We start from the raw sequence: 14,165 nt of genomic DNA, 5'->3' as shown, positions 1-14,165 counted from the left end.
CGCTGGTTGCGTCTTATCCGGCCTAAACAACAGTTGCCCGATAATCTTGCGCATCGGGCGCTATCCTGGTTATTTCACTTCAACCACATTCAGCCGTAATTCATCCAGCTGATTCTCATCTTCTTCAGGCTGCCAGCCCGCTGGCTGTAGTGGGATATCTTCGCGATCAAACGCCAGATCACCGCCGTTAACCACTTCGGAACCGTGGGTAATGCCTTTGAAATCGAAAAGAGTGGTATCGCACAAATGAGACGGCACAACATTCTGCATCGCGCTGAACATCGTCTCAATTCGCCCCGGATAACGCTTATCCCAGTCACGCAGCATATCGGCAATCACCTGACGTTGCAGGTTAGGCTGTGAACCGCAAAGGTTGCACGGAATAATCGGAAACGCTTTCGCATCGGCAAAACGTTGAATATCTTTTTCGCGGCAGTAGGCCAGCGGACGAATCACGATATGTTTGCCATCATCGCTCATCAGTTTCGGCGGCATACCTTTCATCTTGCCGCCGTAGAACATATTCAGGAACAACGTTTGCAGGATATCGTCACGATGGTGACCCAGCGCGATCTTCGTCGCACCCAGCTCCGTTGCAGTGCGGTAAAGGATACCGCGACGCAGACGAGAGCACAGTGAGCAGGTAGTTTTGCCCTCCGGGATCTTCTCTTTCACGATACCGTAAGTGTTCTCTTCAACAATCTTGTACTCAACGCCCAGCTTTTCAAGATACTCCGGCAGGACGTGTTCCGGGAAGCCAGGTTGTTTCTGGTCGAGGTTAACGGCAACCAGCGAAAAACTGATTGGCGCACTTTGCTGCAAATTACGCAAAATCTCCAGCATGGTATAGCTGTCCTTACCACCGGAGAGGCAAACCATAATGCGATCGCCATCTTCAATCATATTGAAGTCAGCAATGGCTTCGCCTACGTTACGACGCAGACGTTTTTGCAATTTGTTCAGGTTGTATTGTTCTTTCTTTGTAATTTGTTGATTTTCTTTCATTATTTCAGTTCTCTGGTACTAAATGGGGCAAATTGGGGGCAAACTTTGCAACTACGATAACCGCGCATTCAACATGGCTACCTGTTCGTCGTTCATGTCATCAATCCACATACCGTAAATTTCATACACCATCTGCGCAGTTTCATGCCCCATCTGGCTGGCTATAAACGCCGGGTTCGCTCCTGCCGTCAACAGCCAGCAGGCAAAAGTATGCCGCGTATGGTACGGATTACGGCGGCGAATACCAGCACGTTTTACTGCTGCATTCCATCTCGCACCCAAACTGCTTACCGAGTAATAAGGTTTCTGTTTTCCGTTACACACTCTGGGCATGAAAACAAAATGCAGTTTTTGCTTTTCGGTTCTGCCGTACTCCCGATGATAAAAAGTGATTTCGCTTTTGCGATGATGCCCGGTCAGTTTGTATTGCTCCTTCAGTGCTTCAAGAGCAGGCTGCAGTAGTGTTACTGTCCGGATCCCGGCATTTGTTTTTGGGGGACCGAACATATCAAGTATCGTCAGGTTTCTTCTGACATTCACTATTCCCTTTTCGAGATCCACATCCTCCCACGCCAGAGCTGCCAGTTCCCCGTGACGAAGTCCTGAGTAAACGGCAAATTTCCACAAGTTCTGGCTCTGTCCTTTTTCACTTTCCATTAATGCATTGAATTCTGTTTTAGATAACGGATCAGGCTTTATTCTGTTTCGCTGTAATTTTTTTACTCCTTCAAATGGTTTGGTTGATATAAACCCCGACTGATACGCAAAACGCAACAGCGAACAGAGCAGGGCGATATAGTTATCAACTGTGCGCACGGTTCTTCCTTTTTTGTTGGATCTTGGATTATCCAGGTAAAGCGTTTCTCCATGCAGCAGTTCATTCCGGTAGATTAAGATATCGCTATAACGAATATGTGATATCGGGGTACTTTCACAAATTATTATTCTGAGTGTTTTTAATTGTGATTTCGTTTTCTTCATTGTGTTTGTTGTTAACTCTGTCTCTTTAATTTTTGTCCAGATATCACAAAGTTCTCCGAACGTTTTTATGACTCTCGTTGTCACCATTTTTGCCCCAGTGCTGGACTGGGGAAAACGTCTTAAATACTCAAATTCACCGGAGTTTATTTCATGAACTATCAGCGATCTTAAATTTCCGGCCTTTTTAATATTACTGTTTGTAATCTCCCAGCCTTTTAATGTTTCCCGACATCGTTTTCCTCGAAACATGAACCAGATGCGAATGTATCTACCTCTAATCTCGACACCTGTTGGTAATTTAGACATATCATGAGTCTTTGATAAACTGATTTATCTTTGGATAGTTGTACCAGATAATCCCTCGCTTACTGTCTGGCTTCCCTAAAGGAGATACTCGTTTGAAGTGGAAGCCTTCCACCCAACAGTTCTGGCGGTATGCTTCAATTTGTCTGGCCCCCAGACCAGTGCGAAGCATCAGGCCGTATTCAACCATCCACTCTTCATTAAAGATTACTTGTGCCATCGCATCACCTCTGGCAGGCGCCAATGTTAGACTGAAATTGACGCCCGATGTTGATTATTAATAATCAGCTATGAAGTTTTAATTTGAATACAATGCAATTCACGAGGACTGAAGTCTCTCGCAATTAAAATTTATCAGTTTTACTTTCTGCTCTCTGGAAACGGCTGCTTCTTTTTTACCTGAGAGCATTTTTTCGCATTCTGATTTCGTTAGTTTAGATTTTGAATATCTTGTCCAGTTAGTAGGAGTGCCACCTTCCTTTTCAATAGTGGCGGTAATTTTATACATGAACACCTCCATTATTATTTCCAGTGGTTCGTTTATTCCATCTTTCGAGTGCTTCTTTTTCACTTCCACCATAACCGGTTCGGGATTCGCATCCGTTACACTTCGCTCGGTAATATCCTGAAATGGCTTTCACCGTTACTGATGGACAACCACAAAATGGACATGGTTTAACATTGTCATATCTCATAATTTTTCTCATAAAAAATATTTCAAGTTGGCGGTGCATTACACCGCCAGACTGAATTATTCCTCTGAATTATCGATTACACTGTATTCCCCGGTTAATACAGAGGAATCTGCAGGATCGATTGTCAGTGGTTCCTTTTCATCCATTGATACTGCACGCTGGATCTCAATTGATACGGGCAGATATTTGAACAGGCGACGAATAGCTGTTTTCTTTGCCATTTCTTCCCAGTGAGTTACCCACGGCCCGTTATTACCAGCTTTACTCTGGCTGCGCACCAGCTCAATCTGTCTGCGCGTCATAACTTCAAACTGAGTACCTCCGTCTTTCAGTCTTGCGACAGCATAGACGTGGGTAACCGGGGCATCTTCGTTTTCTCCTGGGCGGTGTATTAACTTTTCATCAAGGCCAAATTCGAAATTAAATTCGTCACCTTCACGGACAACACGGGCTGACAGACTGGCGATTTGACCTGAACGGCGAGCCAGATCAATCATGCCGCGATAGCCAATGATTAGCTGAACGTTTTTTTTACCGCTCTTTTCGTTTTTATTACCAAAAGGCAGTAAATATGCATGACCGAGGGCGCTACCTGGCTCAAGTCCGAGCTGTGAACACTGTACGATTGCACTGACAAAACTCATAGTGTCACAGTTTCCTAACGCCGGAACTTTACGAATTTCTGTGGTGGCGATACGGATCATACGTTCAGCCGTCATATGGCGTGGAAGAGCTGCTGCCAGTTGCTCTTTCATTGATGGCTGGTTAATAAAACTAATCACGTCGTTATTTTTAATTGCTGCTGGTGCACGGTTTTCCTGAGTTTTTTGCAGATCGGCTTTTGCGATTGGTGGTTGCTTAGTCATTTGCATATTCCTTAGCCCAGCGGGGCAGTGATAACGTCTTAATAGCTGGCCATTCATCGGTATTGAGGCAGTCAGCCAGGGTTCGCAGATTGCGGTGATATTCCAGCTGACCTGCTAGTTTTGCTTCTTCGCCCATCATGAAAATTTCAACCGGATAACGTCCGCATTCAATAGTTGTGCTGGCAACCAGAAAAACGAAAGTTGGCTGCACTCCAAACTGTGCTTCATAACCGTCACTGTAGAATGCATCCTGAACGTGATAGCGGTAGTCGTAATAAGCGGTTTTGAATCGTTGAATATCCGCCGTAGTTTTCACGTCCATGATCCAGTGAAATTCAGGGATAATTTTGTCCGGACGGCACCGACACAAAATTCCTGTTTCAGGATCTTCCCAGTAAATTGATGATTCAGCGTGTCCGGCGCTTTCAACAAGCCATTGCCCCAGCGGCAAAGCCATAACGCTTTGATACATCAGTTCAATTTTCCGGCCTTCTTCCGCAGTGATAACCATTTTTCCTGTGCTTGCGCATTCCATCAGAAACGCTTTCTCTTCTTCTTTTCCGGCGTTTGTACGGCGGTTAAATTCAGGTGCTACGATAAAGCGGTTACTGAATTCTTCCGGTTCAAGTACCCGGCAGTGGAAAGCGGTTCCTAAATCGAGCGTTTTTGTCTTTGTGGTGTCCACGGGGGCATTTTTACGCCACAAATACAGTGCCGGAGTATCAGCAATGTCATCGAGCTGAGACTTACTGACACCGGGACCTGCGTGGTAATTCTCATTCGAAATTCCGTAATAAATACCTGGCTCTATGTCTTCTACGATTACGGGATCTGCGACTTCGCCAGTTTCATCACTGCAATCGCGATGCGGATCGCTGCCAGCATTCTCATTGTGCGGATGTTCAGCGCCTTCCATTTCCTCCGGATCATTTTCCTTAGCTTCAACCTGATTCTCTTCATCGAATGTTTCCTGGTTTGTTGCGTCGCCCATCACCGCACCACAGTCAGGGCAGTTATCCCCGCCAGTCTGGCCGCAGGCATTGCAGGCTATTTCCGGTTCCTGTTGCACTACTGGCTCAGGTTGTTTCATATCCGGGCTGGTTTTTTCCGTTTCTGGCTGGTTCTGGTACACAGAATCGCGAGTCTGGATCCCCTTAACCCATTTCGGATCGTTCGGGTCGCTAATTCCGTCAACAAATTCACCACGTGATGCAGCAAGCAATTTATCGGCATCGACAGGATTTTTTGATGGAATGTTTTTCCGAGCTTCATGGAGTTCTGCCCGCAGTTCCTGATATTTCGCATCAACAGAATTTACCTGTGACTGAGCATCCAGCGGCTGCGTGTCCTGATGATGTTTAGTTGCGTCCGGTTCCATTGTTTCAGCCTCTCCCTGTTCATCTGCCGTTGTTCCAGATGGTTGCAGTTTTTCTTCATCATCCTGTTTTCCTTCTTCTGTTACTCGCTGCGGCATCGGGGCAGAGGAGCGACCGCAGGCAATATCCACGATTTCCGGATCAGGGTTGGCATGATCGGTTTCAGTCAGTACTTTGTTCAGATATGCAGTGACGTGAGCGGGGATGACCTCGATCCCAATTGGTGCTTCTTTCACGGACGCAACCACGATGGCGCGGGAATAATCCAGCCCGCCAGGCATGGTGATGAATTTGTCGCGGAAAACAGAAAAGGGCGGTTTATTTTCAGCGATAATTTCCTCAATGCGTTTAGCGTGTGCCGGATGAAGGTTATAGATGTCCACGTCCATTGAACGGGCCAGTACGCCAGTGGCTATATCGCGCGCCAGTGACGTCAGATCGTGGACGAAACCTTCGCCGCGATCTGTGAGGTTCCCGCCGCCAGCATTAGCACCGGAAGCCGTGCGAGTGATGCGTGAAACACGATTCCCTTTTCGCCATTCTTTTGTCAGAAGACCGCGATCAATGTGTTCGGTATCCAGCCAGGCTGAAATGAAATTCTTAAATTCATAGGGCTGATGTTTTTTAGTGATAGAGAAAACTGCCTTAATTGCATCAGTCAGGCGGAGCAGGGCGGCATTATCCAGAGTTGTCGGTTCTGCCATGCCGCGTATGGCCAACAGCAGATTCTGGACATAGCTGTTTTCCTGATCCATCTCAAGAGCAGTAATGTGTTCGCGTTGTTCTCGGGTGGCATGATGCAGGTATTTCCGATCCCCGGCCGCATACGTAAAAATGTGCAGAAGACGCTGTGTGAACCGCAAAGTGGCTACAGAGACTTCGCAATCCTGGCAATCCTCGTGGGCGTCTGCCTGCGCGTTTTCTTCCTGGCCTCCCGCCAGTTCGTTGGTTTCTTGAGCATTATCCTGGTGGTGAACGTCGTCTGGCGCTGCTCCCGGTTTTAGTTCCCATGTCATGGAGTCTTTGCTGAGTTGATAGCGTTCACTCCAGGTAAAATCGATCTCACCTTCAGGGGGAAGGTCATTAACGACAGGAAAATTTGTGGCAACAGCTTTAAAATAGTTGCTCAGTTTTTTACCTGACTTAACGATCAGGTAGTCCAGAGTGGCACAGGTCGATTCAAAATCGTCGCTTGCCCACAGGACGACGTCAGGTTCACCGGATGATTTTTTCGCTTTCCGTAACAGGAAGAGTGGTTTTGTGCTCATTGTTTTTTAACCTCAACTCAGATTAAAATTCGTTTTGTTCAGTGAATGATCTTGCCGGATACACACTGTTCATAGCCTGCGCCATACGCAGGCTATTTCTTTCAGATTTCACCTTTTAATTTCATTGCAATTAGAGTTGCCAGAAATTCGGCTTTTTTTTCTGCGGGCAGATTCTTTCCGGTATGCACCAGGCACATTTTTTTGACACCTTCGTGAAGTGTTTTAACGTTGCCTGATGGACCGTCGATATCAACCACAGTGAATGGGGTTTCTTTATTTTCTGTTTTAATCACGTAGCCAATACGCTTTCCTTCCAGATTAACCTCGTGAACAATGTCATCAGTAGTTACAACAGTGGCTTCATAACTGGTAATCATGTTTTTCTCCTTAATTAAGGTTGAGCGAATCCCTGCCATTGCTGGCATAAATTCAGTTTCGCATAGTCAGTTAATTAAAGTTCGTGTGCCATCTGGTCTTTTTCGGCACAACTTTCACTACAATATTTTTTCATTTCCGTCGTTTGGATAACTCCACGCATGAAATGAAGTGGTCTTTTGATACTTTTGCTTTCTTCAATTTCTTTATTGCAAAGGTGGTAAGCACATTTTATTTTCTTAGTCATCACCATGACTCCGCCTTTACAGGTAAACCATTACGACCGAGGAAGACTTTAATCATGCAGTCAGTAATGCATGTTTTTGTGGTCAGGTTACGAATATAAAGTTTTCGCTTTTTAATATTGTTTGCCGAGGCAATATATGTCCGGCCTTCATGAAGAACATAGTCACCAGGAGTCACACACTGACGTGGTATTTCATCAGTTCCGAAGTGATGTGCAATCATAATTATCTCCATTTTTACAAATGAACTTTGTTGATGCGGTGCCTGGTGCCTCCAGGTGACTGCAACCAGTTAACAATTACAGTCGGCTTTCCCACCCAAACCAATAAGGACTAACATGACTTTTAACTGTGCCGCGTGCGCTTAGCCGCATTCACCGCATCACAAAATTCACTTTAAAAAGGGCGGGCATCAGTCGAACTTCAAGAAAAAACTGATGCCGCCAAGACTACACATAGCAGTGTTGTTATCCACAACCGGAGGCGCACTCCCACCATTTAAATTTAACAGACAAGACCGACTCTTTATGGATATCGGAAATGCGCCTTCGTGTTGTGCCCGGTTTTATTTCACCACCTCCGGGCTTTGGTGGTTTCTGCTATACCCCTACAGCGAGAATATTGAATTAATCCAAATAATGGATTAGCAAGTATTTCTGGCAAGCCAGCGACGTGCGCCTGTTTCTGTTTTAAATGTTTTGCTTTTGGTATACGTCATAGCAGTGAACGTTCCATCTTGGTTAGGGAACACGCCGCACACCATGGATTCGTTATTGCCGAGGTCGATTTTTTGCATTTTTCGCACCTCACATCTTGTTGTTGCGGATAGAGGCTTCTGCTTGCCAGAGATCCCAGTCGTTGCTACGTAAAGCCTGCACAGCCTGGCTGTAAGTGATACCGCAACAATCCATCAAATACTGAACTACTTCGTAATGCACCATCTTATCTCTCCCCTTAACGCCGGGTGGCGGAACTAACTGCTGCACTGCAAAATTTGAATCCCGCCGTCATGTTCATACGCCTCGGGCTGGCTACTTAACCCCTGACCACTGCCTGGTAACTCGAAGTATTGCCTGGCGTTCTGTGGGGCGGGGTGGGTGGTATGCTGGAGCTATAGGTAATGCCTAATTGATTGTCAATAGGCTATGCCTAATATTTTAAGCGTAACCTAATAGGTGATGGCGACTGGAGAAAGTGATGGGGGGGTTAAATAACGGAATCCAGGAGTTTTCCGTCAGACCATATAAGTTTAAGTTCCAGTTTTTGTGATGTTCTGGCTTTTCCGTTCAGATTCTAGAGCTTTCAGATACTTACCCACTTTCATTTCCATCGCTGCTATGTAGGCGCGAACATCGTGGTCAACCCAATCTGGTTCTGTAGCATTTCCAGATAACAGGAAAGCTACAATCGCTCTTATTTCATCAGAGGCTGCTTGATAAAGGTTGTTTATATCTAAAAGTTCACTTTTTGTATCTGGATTGGTGGGGGTTGGTATGGGGTATTCGTTAAGCCCCCAATGCTCTGGACCAACAACATCAGCAAAGAAACGCCATAATTCTGGAAGTTTATCTTTACTTATGGAGCCTTTCTTAATCCAGTCATAGATTGATGGTGGTTGGACTTTGAAGTGGCGTGCGACCTCCGCCTTTGATTTGACGGATCCCGATGCGATTTTTTTGTTAATGGCCTGCTCTATCGCTCGGCCTAAGTCTTTACCACTAAGCATTGCTTAATATTCTCCTATGCTCATTGCATTAGGCAATCCCTACTCTCATTGTATTAGGCATAGCCTATTGACATTTGTATTAGGCGTCGCCTAATATCTCTGTGTGTTTTTGGAGTTCATTCGATGAAAAAAGAGAACTATTCATTCAAGCAAGCTTGTGCTGTTGTCGGTGGGCAAACAGCAATGGCTAGGCTTTTAGGTGTATCACCTCCAAGCGTAAATCAATGGATCAAAGGGGTACGTCAATTGCCTGCCGAGAGATGTCCAGCAATTGAACGTGCAACAAGAGGTGAGGTGCTGTGCGAAGAACTTCGTCCTGATATTGACTGGTCATATTTACGACGTTCGGCATGTTGTTCGCAGAATATGTCAGTGAAGCAACTAAATGACAGTAACAAATCCTCATTTGATCATACCTGAAACATCAAGAGGCAAATGATTCATGAAAATCAAGCATGAGCACATCGAATCGGTGTTGTTTGCCCTGGCAGCCGAAAAAGGGCAGGCATGGGTAGCCAATGCAATTACTGAAGAATATCTGCGCCAGGGGGGCGGCGAATTGCCCCTGGTTCCAGGCAAGGACTGGAACAATCAGCAGAATATCTATCACCGTTGGTTGAAAGGTGAAACGAATGCGCAAAGGGAAAAAATTCAGAAGCTGATCCCAGCAATTCTGGCAATCCTTCCGCGCGAGCTGCGTCACCGACTCTGCATCTTCGATACCCTGGAACGCCGTGCATTACTGGCGGCGCAGGAAGCGTTAAGTACGGCAATTGATGCGCATGATGATGCAGTCCAAGCCGTTTACCGGAAAGCGCATTTCAGCGGCGGCGGGTCTTCCGACGATTCTGTCATTGTTCATTAAGCAAAAGTTTTCATGCTGTTTGTGCTTATTCTAAGCCACCGGGCAGCATCATACGGGGCAATTATGGCCGCATTACCATACATGCAACTGTACATAGCTGATTACCTGGCTGACACCATGCATTTGTCAGCAGAGGAGCATGGTGCGTATTTGTTGCTGATGTTCAATTACTGGCAAACAGGAAAGCCAATACCTAAAAACAGGCTGGCAAAAATTGCCCGTCTGACTAACGAGCGATGGGCTGATGTTGAACCATCCTTGCAGGAGTTTTTTTGCGATAACGGCGAGGAATGGGTGCATCTTCGGATTGCGGAAGATCTGGCATCAGTCAGGGAAAAATTAACCAAAAAATCAGCCGCAGGAAAAGCATCTGTTCAGGCCAGAAGAAGCAGAAAGGAAGCAGATGTTCAAACAAAACAAGAGAGAAATTTAACAGGTGTTCAAACAGATGTTGAAGTGGTGTTTGAACATGATGTCAACACAAAGGCAACTAATAAAGATACAGATAAAGATCTAAAAACAGATCCCCCCCTAAATCCCCCCCGGGGGAATCGAGGTGTCAAAAAGTTTGACCCTCTGGATATTGCTTTGCCGAACTGGATTTCTGTCTCGCTTTGGCGTGAGTGGGTTGAATTTCGCCAGGCATTGCGAAAACCGATTCGAACGGAGCAGGGCGCTAACGGGGCGATACGGGAGCTGGAAAAATTCCGCCAGCAGGGTTTTTCACCTGAGCAGGTGATTAGACACAGCATCGCCAATGAATACCAGGGCTTGTTCGCGCCGAAAGGTGTTCGACCTGAGACGTTACTCCGACAGGTTAACACCGTCTCGTTACCGGATAGTGCGATCCCGCCAGGCTTCAGGGGGTAACTGTCCATGAAAAATATTGCGACAGGCGACGTTCTTGAACGTATCCGCAGACTGGCCCCGTCACATGTAACCGCGCCATTCAAGACGGTAGCGGAGTGGCGCGAGTGGCAACTTTCCGAAGGCCAGAAACGTTGTGAGGAGATCAACCGTCAGAATCGTCAGTTGCGGGTGGAAAAAATTCTGAATCGCTCTGGCATCCAGCCATTGCACCGCAAATGCTCGTTTTCGAATTACCAGGTGCAGAACGAAGCGCAGCGATACGCGTTGAGTCAGGCGAAATCCATCGCTGATGAACTGATGACCGGGTGTACAAATTTTGCGTTCAGCGGAAAACCTGGTACCGGGAAGAACCACTTAGCGGCAGCTATCGGGAATCGCCTGCTGAAAGACGGTCAGACAGTGATTGTGGTTACCGTGGCTGATGTTATGAGTGCCCTGCACGCCAGCTATGACGATGGGCAGTCAGGCGAAAAATTTTTGCGGGAACTGTGCGAAGTGGATCTGCTGGTTCTTGATGAAATTGGCATTCAGCGCGAGACAAAAAACGAGCAGGTGGTGCTGCACCAGATTGTTGATCGCCGGACAGCGTCGATGCGCAGCGTGGGGATGCTGACAAACCTGAACTATGAGGCCATGAAAACATTGCTCGGCGAGCGGATTATGGATCGCATGACCATGAACGGCGGACGCTGGGTGAATTTTAACTGGGAGAGCTGGCGTCCGAATGTCGTCCAGCCAGGAATTGCGAAGTGATTTTTACCGGGAGGAAATTTTAATGGAGACTGTTTTTGACGCACTGAAAGCAATGGGAAAAGCCACGTCGGTAGAACTGGCTGCGCGACTTGATATCAGTCGTGAAGAGGTACTGAACGAGCTGTGGGAGCTGAAAAAGGCTGGTTTCGTTGATAAAAGCGTATACACCTGGCGTGTGGCTGATAACAACGTTCAGCAGGAACAGCCAGAGCAGGCAGAACCGCCGGAAGAAACCACCACGGCAACAGTCGCGAAAATTTCGGAGTGCGATTTAACTGCGACGATTGAACAACGTGGACCACAAACGGCGGATGAGTTGGCTACATGGTTCGGTACCACATCACGCAAAGTGGCTTCAACGCTGGCAATGGCAATCAGCAAAGGTCGTCTGATTCGCGTTAATCAGAACGGTAAATTTCGTTACTGCATACCGGGCGATAATTTACCAGCAAAGCCGAAAGCTGCATCGGTAACGGAAACTGATTTTAAAGCCTTTCCTCAGCCAGCAGATGTTGCGTTACCAGTACAGGAAGCTGCAACACAGGAAGATATTAAAACAGAAACTGTGGCGGACATTGTGCAGTCGCTGCCATCGTTTACTGAAACGCGAGCTGATGACCTGATTTTGCCATCGCTGCATATGGCAAACCGCGAACTGCGTCGGGCGAAAAATCATGTCCAGAAGTGGGAGCGAGTCTGCGCCGCGCTGCGGGAGCTGAACAAGCACCGGGATATTGTTCGACAGATTGCTGATTCTTCCCGCCGTGTTGTATCGGAAAAGTGATTGCCGGAGGCGCTTATGGCAAAAGTATTTACACAAGAAGAGCGGGAAAAAATTAAAGGGCAGGTTGTTGAGCTAGTACGCCGGAGTGGACGCGAGACGTTACGACAACTGGAGGCCAAGACAGGTGCGACAAGATATCTGATGAGCGTTCTCGCCAGAGAGCTGGTTGCCAGTGGCGATGTATACAACTCTGGTTACGGGTTATTCCCGTCTGAACAGGCTCGTAAGGACTGGCAAAATGCCCGCAAAAAACTATCCAGGGCAAAGGTGAAGAAACCATCTGTGGTTGATCCGGACCTTATCTGGTCATTACCAGACGGAGAAATACGCCGCTACGACAGGCGTCTGAACATAATCTGTCGCGAGTGCCGGAAGAGTGAAGTTATGCAGCGTGTGCTGGCGTTTTATCAGAATGGTTTTCGAGAGAGGCTTGGAGATCAGGGATGAATAGAACGATGAAGGATGGAAGCTACATATTCTCGGTACTAAGATTTATTTTTCTGACACAAAATGACCATTTGGCGTTACATAATCCCAAAAAAACGTATCAAAAATCTCAAAATGCGTTACGATTAGAGAGTATTTTGATTCTGCGTGCTCATTTTTTGATTGCTGTGGCTTTTTGTTGTGGGAGTGTTGAATGGATTATTTATCAGAAGTGTTAAAAATCATTGAAGGTGCAACAAAGGCAAATGCTTCGATGGCTAGTAATTATGCTGGGTTGCTGGCAGATAAGCTCGAACAAAAAGGGGAGGTCAAGCAAGCCAGAATGATAAGAGAAAGGTTGCTTAGAGCTCCCCAGGCGTTGGCAGGAGCTCAAAGGGCTGGAGGTGGGATATCTCTGGGCTCATTACCGGTAGATATTGATAGTCGACTCAACACTGTTGATGTCAGTTATCCTAAATTAGACAGTTCAGAGATTTTTCTGCCTGCAGCAATCAGTACCCGTGTTGAAGAGTTTATCACTAATGTTCAACGTTATGATGAGTTTGTTAAAGCTGATGCAGCATTGCCGAGTCGTATGCTCGTGTATGGAAAGCCAGGAACAGGTAAGACTATGTTATCTAAGTACATCGCTACCCGCTTAGATTTTCCACTTCTTACAGTGCGTTGCGATACTTTGATTAGTAGTTTATTGGGACAAACCAGCAAAAATCTTAGACAGGTTTTCGATTATGTAATGCAGAGGCCATCAGTGCTTTTTTTAGACGAATTTGATGCTTTAGCTGGAGCAAGAGGTAATGAGAGAGATATAGGTGAGCTTCAGCGAGTTGTCATTTCACTATTGCAGAATATGGATGCGGCATCAGAGGATACGGTAATTATTGCCTCAACTAACCATGAGCAACTTCTGGATCCTGCAATCTGGAGGCGATTTAGCTTCAGAATTCCAATGCCTCTGCCTGACATACATCAGAGAGAGTTAATTTGGAAAAATCGTTTAAAGAATATGATATGTAGCGATCTAGATTTAAGTGATTTATCAAGAAAATCGGAAGGATTATCCGGAGCAATAATTGAACAGGTGAGCTTGGATGCACGTAGGGATGCAGTTATTGAAGGTGCAAGTGTGATAAATCACCATAAATTGTATAGGCGTTTGTATCTTGCTCAATCGCTTATGGAAGGTGTAAATTTAAGCACTTACGAAGATGAAATTCGTTGGTTACGTTCTAAAGATAAAAAATTATTTTCTATCAGAGTTCTTGCTAATTTGTACAAACTTACATCAAGAGTAATTTCAAACATTCTGAAGGAGTCAGGAGCATATGAGCAGAAGGGGTACACAGTTTAGTAACGCAAAAGTTACAAACCCAATGTTAAGAATCCCTTTTTCCAGTAGTGACTTGGGTGCAATAGTAAACGCTGGCGGTGGGGCAAAGGTATTGGTTGATGTAACAGCCGAATATAGACAAGGGCTAGTAAGAAATTTAACAACCAGTAAACATTATTTAGAATCCAAACTTTCAGAGTACCCTGGAAGCTTGGGTTGTAGTGGTCAACAAAAACTGGCCACAGCTTTAGAGTTTTTCCAGAACAATCGTTCTGATTC

General features: G+C 46.1%; 20 protein-coding genes and 1 pseudogene. 8 read left to right on the top strand and 13 right to left on the bottom strand.

The genetic code is table 11. The annotated features are described in order from the left end of the window. Positions 1-69: 69 nt before the first annotated feature. The 13 genes from ttcA to racR form a co-directional block, all read right to left on the bottom strand. The gene (gene ttcA, locus A7098_RS06300) at positions 70-1,005 is read right to left on the bottom strand and encodes a tRNA 2-thiocytidine(32) synthetase TtcA (RefSeq protein WP_000662471.1); all 936 of its coding nucleotides are present in this window, start codon (positions 1,003-1,005) and stop codon (positions 70-72) included. Between the two features lie 51 nt (positions 1,006-1,056). Then, positions 1,057-2,292 carry a site-specific integrase gene (locus A7098_RS06295; protein ID WP_001551035.1) on the bottom strand — a complete coding sequence of 412 codons (1,236 nt, stop codon included), beginning with the start codon at positions 2,290-2,292 and terminating at the stop codon, positions 1,057-1,059. Position 2,293: 1 nt separating this feature from the next. Further along, the gene (gene xisR, locus A7098_RS06290; RefSeq protein ID WP_000079604.1) at positions 2,294-2,509 is read right to left on the bottom strand and encodes an excisionase XisR; all 216 of its coding nucleotides are present in this window, start codon (positions 2,507-2,509) and stop codon (positions 2,294-2,296) included. Positions 2,510-2,608: 99 nt separating this feature from the next. After that, positions 2,609-2,797, bottom strand: coding sequence for a DUF1187 family protein (locus tag A7098_RS06285; RefSeq protein WP_001551036.1), 189 nt, complete (start codon positions 2,795-2,797; stop codon positions 2,609-2,611). Continuing rightward, entirely contained in the window at positions 2,790-2,984 is a 195-nt protein-coding gene (ralR, locus tag A7098_RS06280) for a type I toxin-antitoxin system endodeoxyribonuclease toxin RalR (protein ID WP_001317028.1), read from the bottom strand. Before ralR ends, A7098_RS06285 begins: the two co-directional genes overlap by 8 nt. Positions 2,985-3,040: 56 nt before the next feature. Beyond that, positions 3,041-3,850 carry a recombination protein RecT gene (gene recT, locus A7098_RS06275; protein WP_001551037.1) on the bottom strand — a complete coding sequence of 270 codons (810 nt, stop codon included), beginning with the start codon at positions 3,848-3,850 and terminating at the stop codon, positions 3,041-3,043. Continuing rightward, on the bottom strand, positions 3,843-6,494 hold the full coding sequence (gene recE, locus A7098_RS06270) for an exodeoxyribonuclease VIII (protein ID WP_042028471.1): 2,652 nt from the start codon (positions 6,492-6,494) through the stop codon (positions 3,843-3,845). Before recE ends, recT begins: the two co-directional genes overlap by 8 nt. 101 nt (positions 6,495-6,595) lie before the next feature. Next, positions 6,596-6,871, bottom strand: coding sequence for a hypothetical protein (locus tag A7098_RS06265; RefSeq protein WP_001314664.1), 276 nt, complete (start codon positions 6,869-6,871; stop codon positions 6,596-6,598). Between the two features lie 74 nt (positions 6,872-6,945). Next, positions 6,946-7,116, bottom strand: a complete 171-nt coding sequence (locus A7098_RS06260) for a YdaE family protein (protein WP_001551041.1) — start codon at positions 7,114-7,116, stop codon at positions 6,946-6,948. Next, a complete protein-coding gene (kilR, locus tag A7098_RS06255) occupies positions 7,116-7,337 on the bottom strand; it encodes a killing protein KilR (protein WP_000560221.1) in 222 nt (73 codons plus the stop codon). The genes A7098_RS06260 and kilR overlap by 1 nt, the downstream gene beginning before the upstream one ends. A 420-nt stretch (positions 7,338-7,757) precedes the next feature. Continuing rightward, positions 7,758-7,910, bottom strand: coding sequence for a DUF1391 family protein (locus tag A7098_RS06250; protein ID WP_001551042.1), 153 nt, complete (start codon positions 7,908-7,910; stop codon positions 7,758-7,760). 10 nt (positions 7,911-7,920) lie between these two features. After that, positions 7,921-8,055 carry a hypothetical protein gene (locus A7098_RS24155; RefSeq protein WP_000233813.1) on the bottom strand — a complete coding sequence of 45 codons (135 nt, stop codon included), beginning with the start codon at positions 8,053-8,055 and terminating at the stop codon, positions 7,921-7,923. A gap of 308 nt (positions 8,056-8,363) precedes the next feature. Then, positions 8,364-8,840: a DNA-binding transcriptional repressor RacR gene (gene racR / locus A7098_RS06240; RefSeq protein WP_001551043.1), complete on the bottom strand. Its 477-nt coding sequence runs from the start codon at positions 8,838-8,840 to the stop codon at positions 8,364-8,366. 123 nt (positions 8,841-8,963) lie between these two features. Here racR and ydaS point away from each other — a divergent pair, with 123 nt between their 5' ends. The 8 genes and pseudogenes from ydaS to A7098_RS24025 form a co-directional block, all read left to right on the top strand. After that, positions 8,964-9,260 (top strand): toxin YdaS, encoded by a 297-nt coding sequence (gene ydaS / locus A7098_RS06235; protein ID WP_001551044.1) that lies wholly within the window; start codon positions 8,964-8,966, stop codon positions 9,258-9,260. 22 nt (positions 9,261-9,282) lie between these two features. Then, on the top strand, positions 9,283-9,705 hold the full coding sequence (locus A7098_RS06230; protein WP_001551045.1) for a toxin YdaT family protein: 423 nt from the start codon (positions 9,283-9,285) through the stop codon (positions 9,703-9,705). Positions 9,706-9,717: 12 nt separating this feature from the next. After that, positions 9,718-10,575: a YdaU family protein gene (locus A7098_RS06225; RefSeq protein WP_001551046.1), complete on the top strand. Its 858-nt coding sequence runs from the start codon at positions 9,718-9,720 to the stop codon at positions 10,573-10,575. Positions 10,576-10,581: 6 nt separating this feature from the next. Then, positions 10,582-11,328, top strand: a complete 747-nt coding sequence (locus tag A7098_RS06220) for an ATP-binding protein (RefSeq protein ID WP_001551047.1) — start codon at positions 10,582-10,584, stop codon at positions 11,326-11,328. Between the two features lie 22 nt (positions 11,329-11,350). Further along, complete coding sequence (locus A7098_RS06215) at positions 11,351-12,112, top strand: DUF1627 domain-containing protein (protein ID WP_001551048.1); 762 nt, start codon at positions 11,351-11,353, stop codon at positions 12,110-12,112. Positions 12,113-12,127: 15 nt separating this feature from the next. Continuing rightward, the gene (locus A7098_RS06210) at positions 12,128-12,559 is read left to right on the top strand and encodes a DUF977 family protein (RefSeq protein WP_001403739.1); all 432 of its coding nucleotides are present in this window, start codon (positions 12,128-12,130) and stop codon (positions 12,557-12,559) included. A 193-nt stretch (positions 12,560-12,752) separates the two neighbouring features. Beyond that, positions 12,753-13,907 (top strand): anti-phage ATPase IteA, encoded by a 1,155-nt coding sequence (gene iteA, locus A7098_RS06200; protein WP_000385105.1) that lies wholly within the window; start codon positions 12,753-12,755, stop codon positions 13,905-13,907. Then, positions 13,882-14,165: pseudogene (locus tag A7098_RS24025) on the top strand (hypothetical protein); the annotation flags it as partial. The gene iteA and the pseudogene A7098_RS24025, both read left to right, overlap by 26 nt.

The organism is Escherichia sp. MOD1-EC7011, assembly GCF_002965005.1.
Taxonomy (GTDB): domain Bacteria; phylum Pseudomonadota; class Gammaproteobacteria; order Enterobacterales; family Enterobacteriaceae; genus Escherichia; species Escherichia ruysiae.
Note: the sequence above shows the minus strand (reverse complement) of the source record. Positions and strands in the feature narration are given on the sequence as shown.

What these genes read in the sequence shown, in the direction of transcription:
- ttcA (WP_000662471.1), bottom strand. Translation starts at nt 1,005, where the DNA reads ATGAAAGAAAATCAACAAATTACAAAGAAAGAACAATACAACCTGAAC.
- A7098_RS06295 (WP_001551035.1), bottom strand. Translation starts at nt 2,292, where the DNA reads ATGTCTAAATTACCAACAGGTGTCGAGATTAGAGGTAGATACATTCGC.
- xisR (WP_000079604.1), bottom strand. Translation starts at nt 2,509, where the DNA reads ATGGCACAAGTAATCTTTAATGAAGAGTGGATGGTTGAATACGGCCTG.
- A7098_RS06285 (WP_001551036.1), bottom strand. Translation starts at nt 2,797, where the DNA reads ATGTATAAAATTACCGCCACTATTGAAAAGGAAGGTGGCACTCCTACT.
- ralR (WP_001317028.1), bottom strand. Translation starts at nt 2,984, where the DNA reads ATGAGATATGACAATGTTAAACCATGTCCATTTTGTGGTTGTCCATCA.
- recT (WP_001551037.1), bottom strand. Translation starts at nt 3,850, where the DNA reads ATGACTAAGCAACCACCAATCGCAAAAGCCGATCTGCAAAAAACTCAG.
- recE (WP_042028471.1), bottom strand. Translation starts at nt 6,494, where the DNA reads ATGAGCACAAAACCACTCTTCCTGTTACGGAAAGCGAAAAAATCATCC.
- A7098_RS06265 (WP_001314664.1), bottom strand. Translation starts at nt 6,871, where the DNA reads ATGATTACCAGTTATGAAGCCACTGTTGTAACTACTGATGACATTGTT.
- A7098_RS06260 (WP_001551041.1), bottom strand. Translation starts at nt 7,116, where the DNA reads ATGACTAAGAAAATAAAATGTGCTTACCACCTTTGCAATAAAGAAATT.
- kilR (WP_000560221.1), bottom strand. Translation starts at nt 7,337, where the DNA reads ATGATTGCACATCACTTCGGAACTGATGAAATACCACGTCAGTGTGTG.
- A7098_RS06250 (WP_001551042.1), bottom strand. Translation starts at nt 7,910, where the DNA reads ATGCAAAAAATCGACCTCGGCAATAACGAATCCATGGTGTGCGGCGTG.
- A7098_RS24155 (WP_000233813.1), bottom strand. Translation starts at nt 8,055, where the DNA reads ATGGTGCATTACGAAGTAGTTCAGTATTTGATGGATTGTTGCGGTATC.
- racR (WP_001551043.1), bottom strand. Translation starts at nt 8,840, where the DNA reads ATGCTTAGTGGTAAAGACTTAGGCCGAGCGATAGAGCAGGCCATTAAC.
- ydaS (WP_001551044.1), top strand. Translation starts at nt 8,964, where the DNA reads ATGAAAAAAGAGAACTATTCATTCAAGCAAGCTTGTGCTGTTGTCGGT.
- A7098_RS06230 (WP_001551045.1), top strand. Translation starts at nt 9,283, where the DNA reads ATGAAAATCAAGCATGAGCACATCGAATCGGTGTTGTTTGCCCTGGCA.
- A7098_RS06225 (WP_001551046.1), top strand. Translation starts at nt 9,718, where the DNA reads ATGCTGTTTGTGCTTATTCTAAGCCACCGGGCAGCATCATACGGGGCA.
- A7098_RS06220 (WP_001551047.1), top strand. Translation starts at nt 10,582, where the DNA reads ATGAAAAATATTGCGACAGGCGACGTTCTTGAACGTATCCGCAGACTG.
- A7098_RS06215 (WP_001551048.1), top strand. Translation starts at nt 11,351, where the DNA reads ATGGAGACTGTTTTTGACGCACTGAAAGCAATGGGAAAAGCCACGTCG.
- A7098_RS06210 (WP_001403739.1), top strand. Translation starts at nt 12,128, where the DNA reads ATGGCAAAAGTATTTACACAAGAAGAGCGGGAAAAAATTAAAGGGCAG.
- iteA (WP_000385105.1), top strand. Translation starts at nt 12,753, where the DNA reads ATGGATTATTTATCAGAAGTGTTAAAAATCATTGAAGGTGCAACAAAG.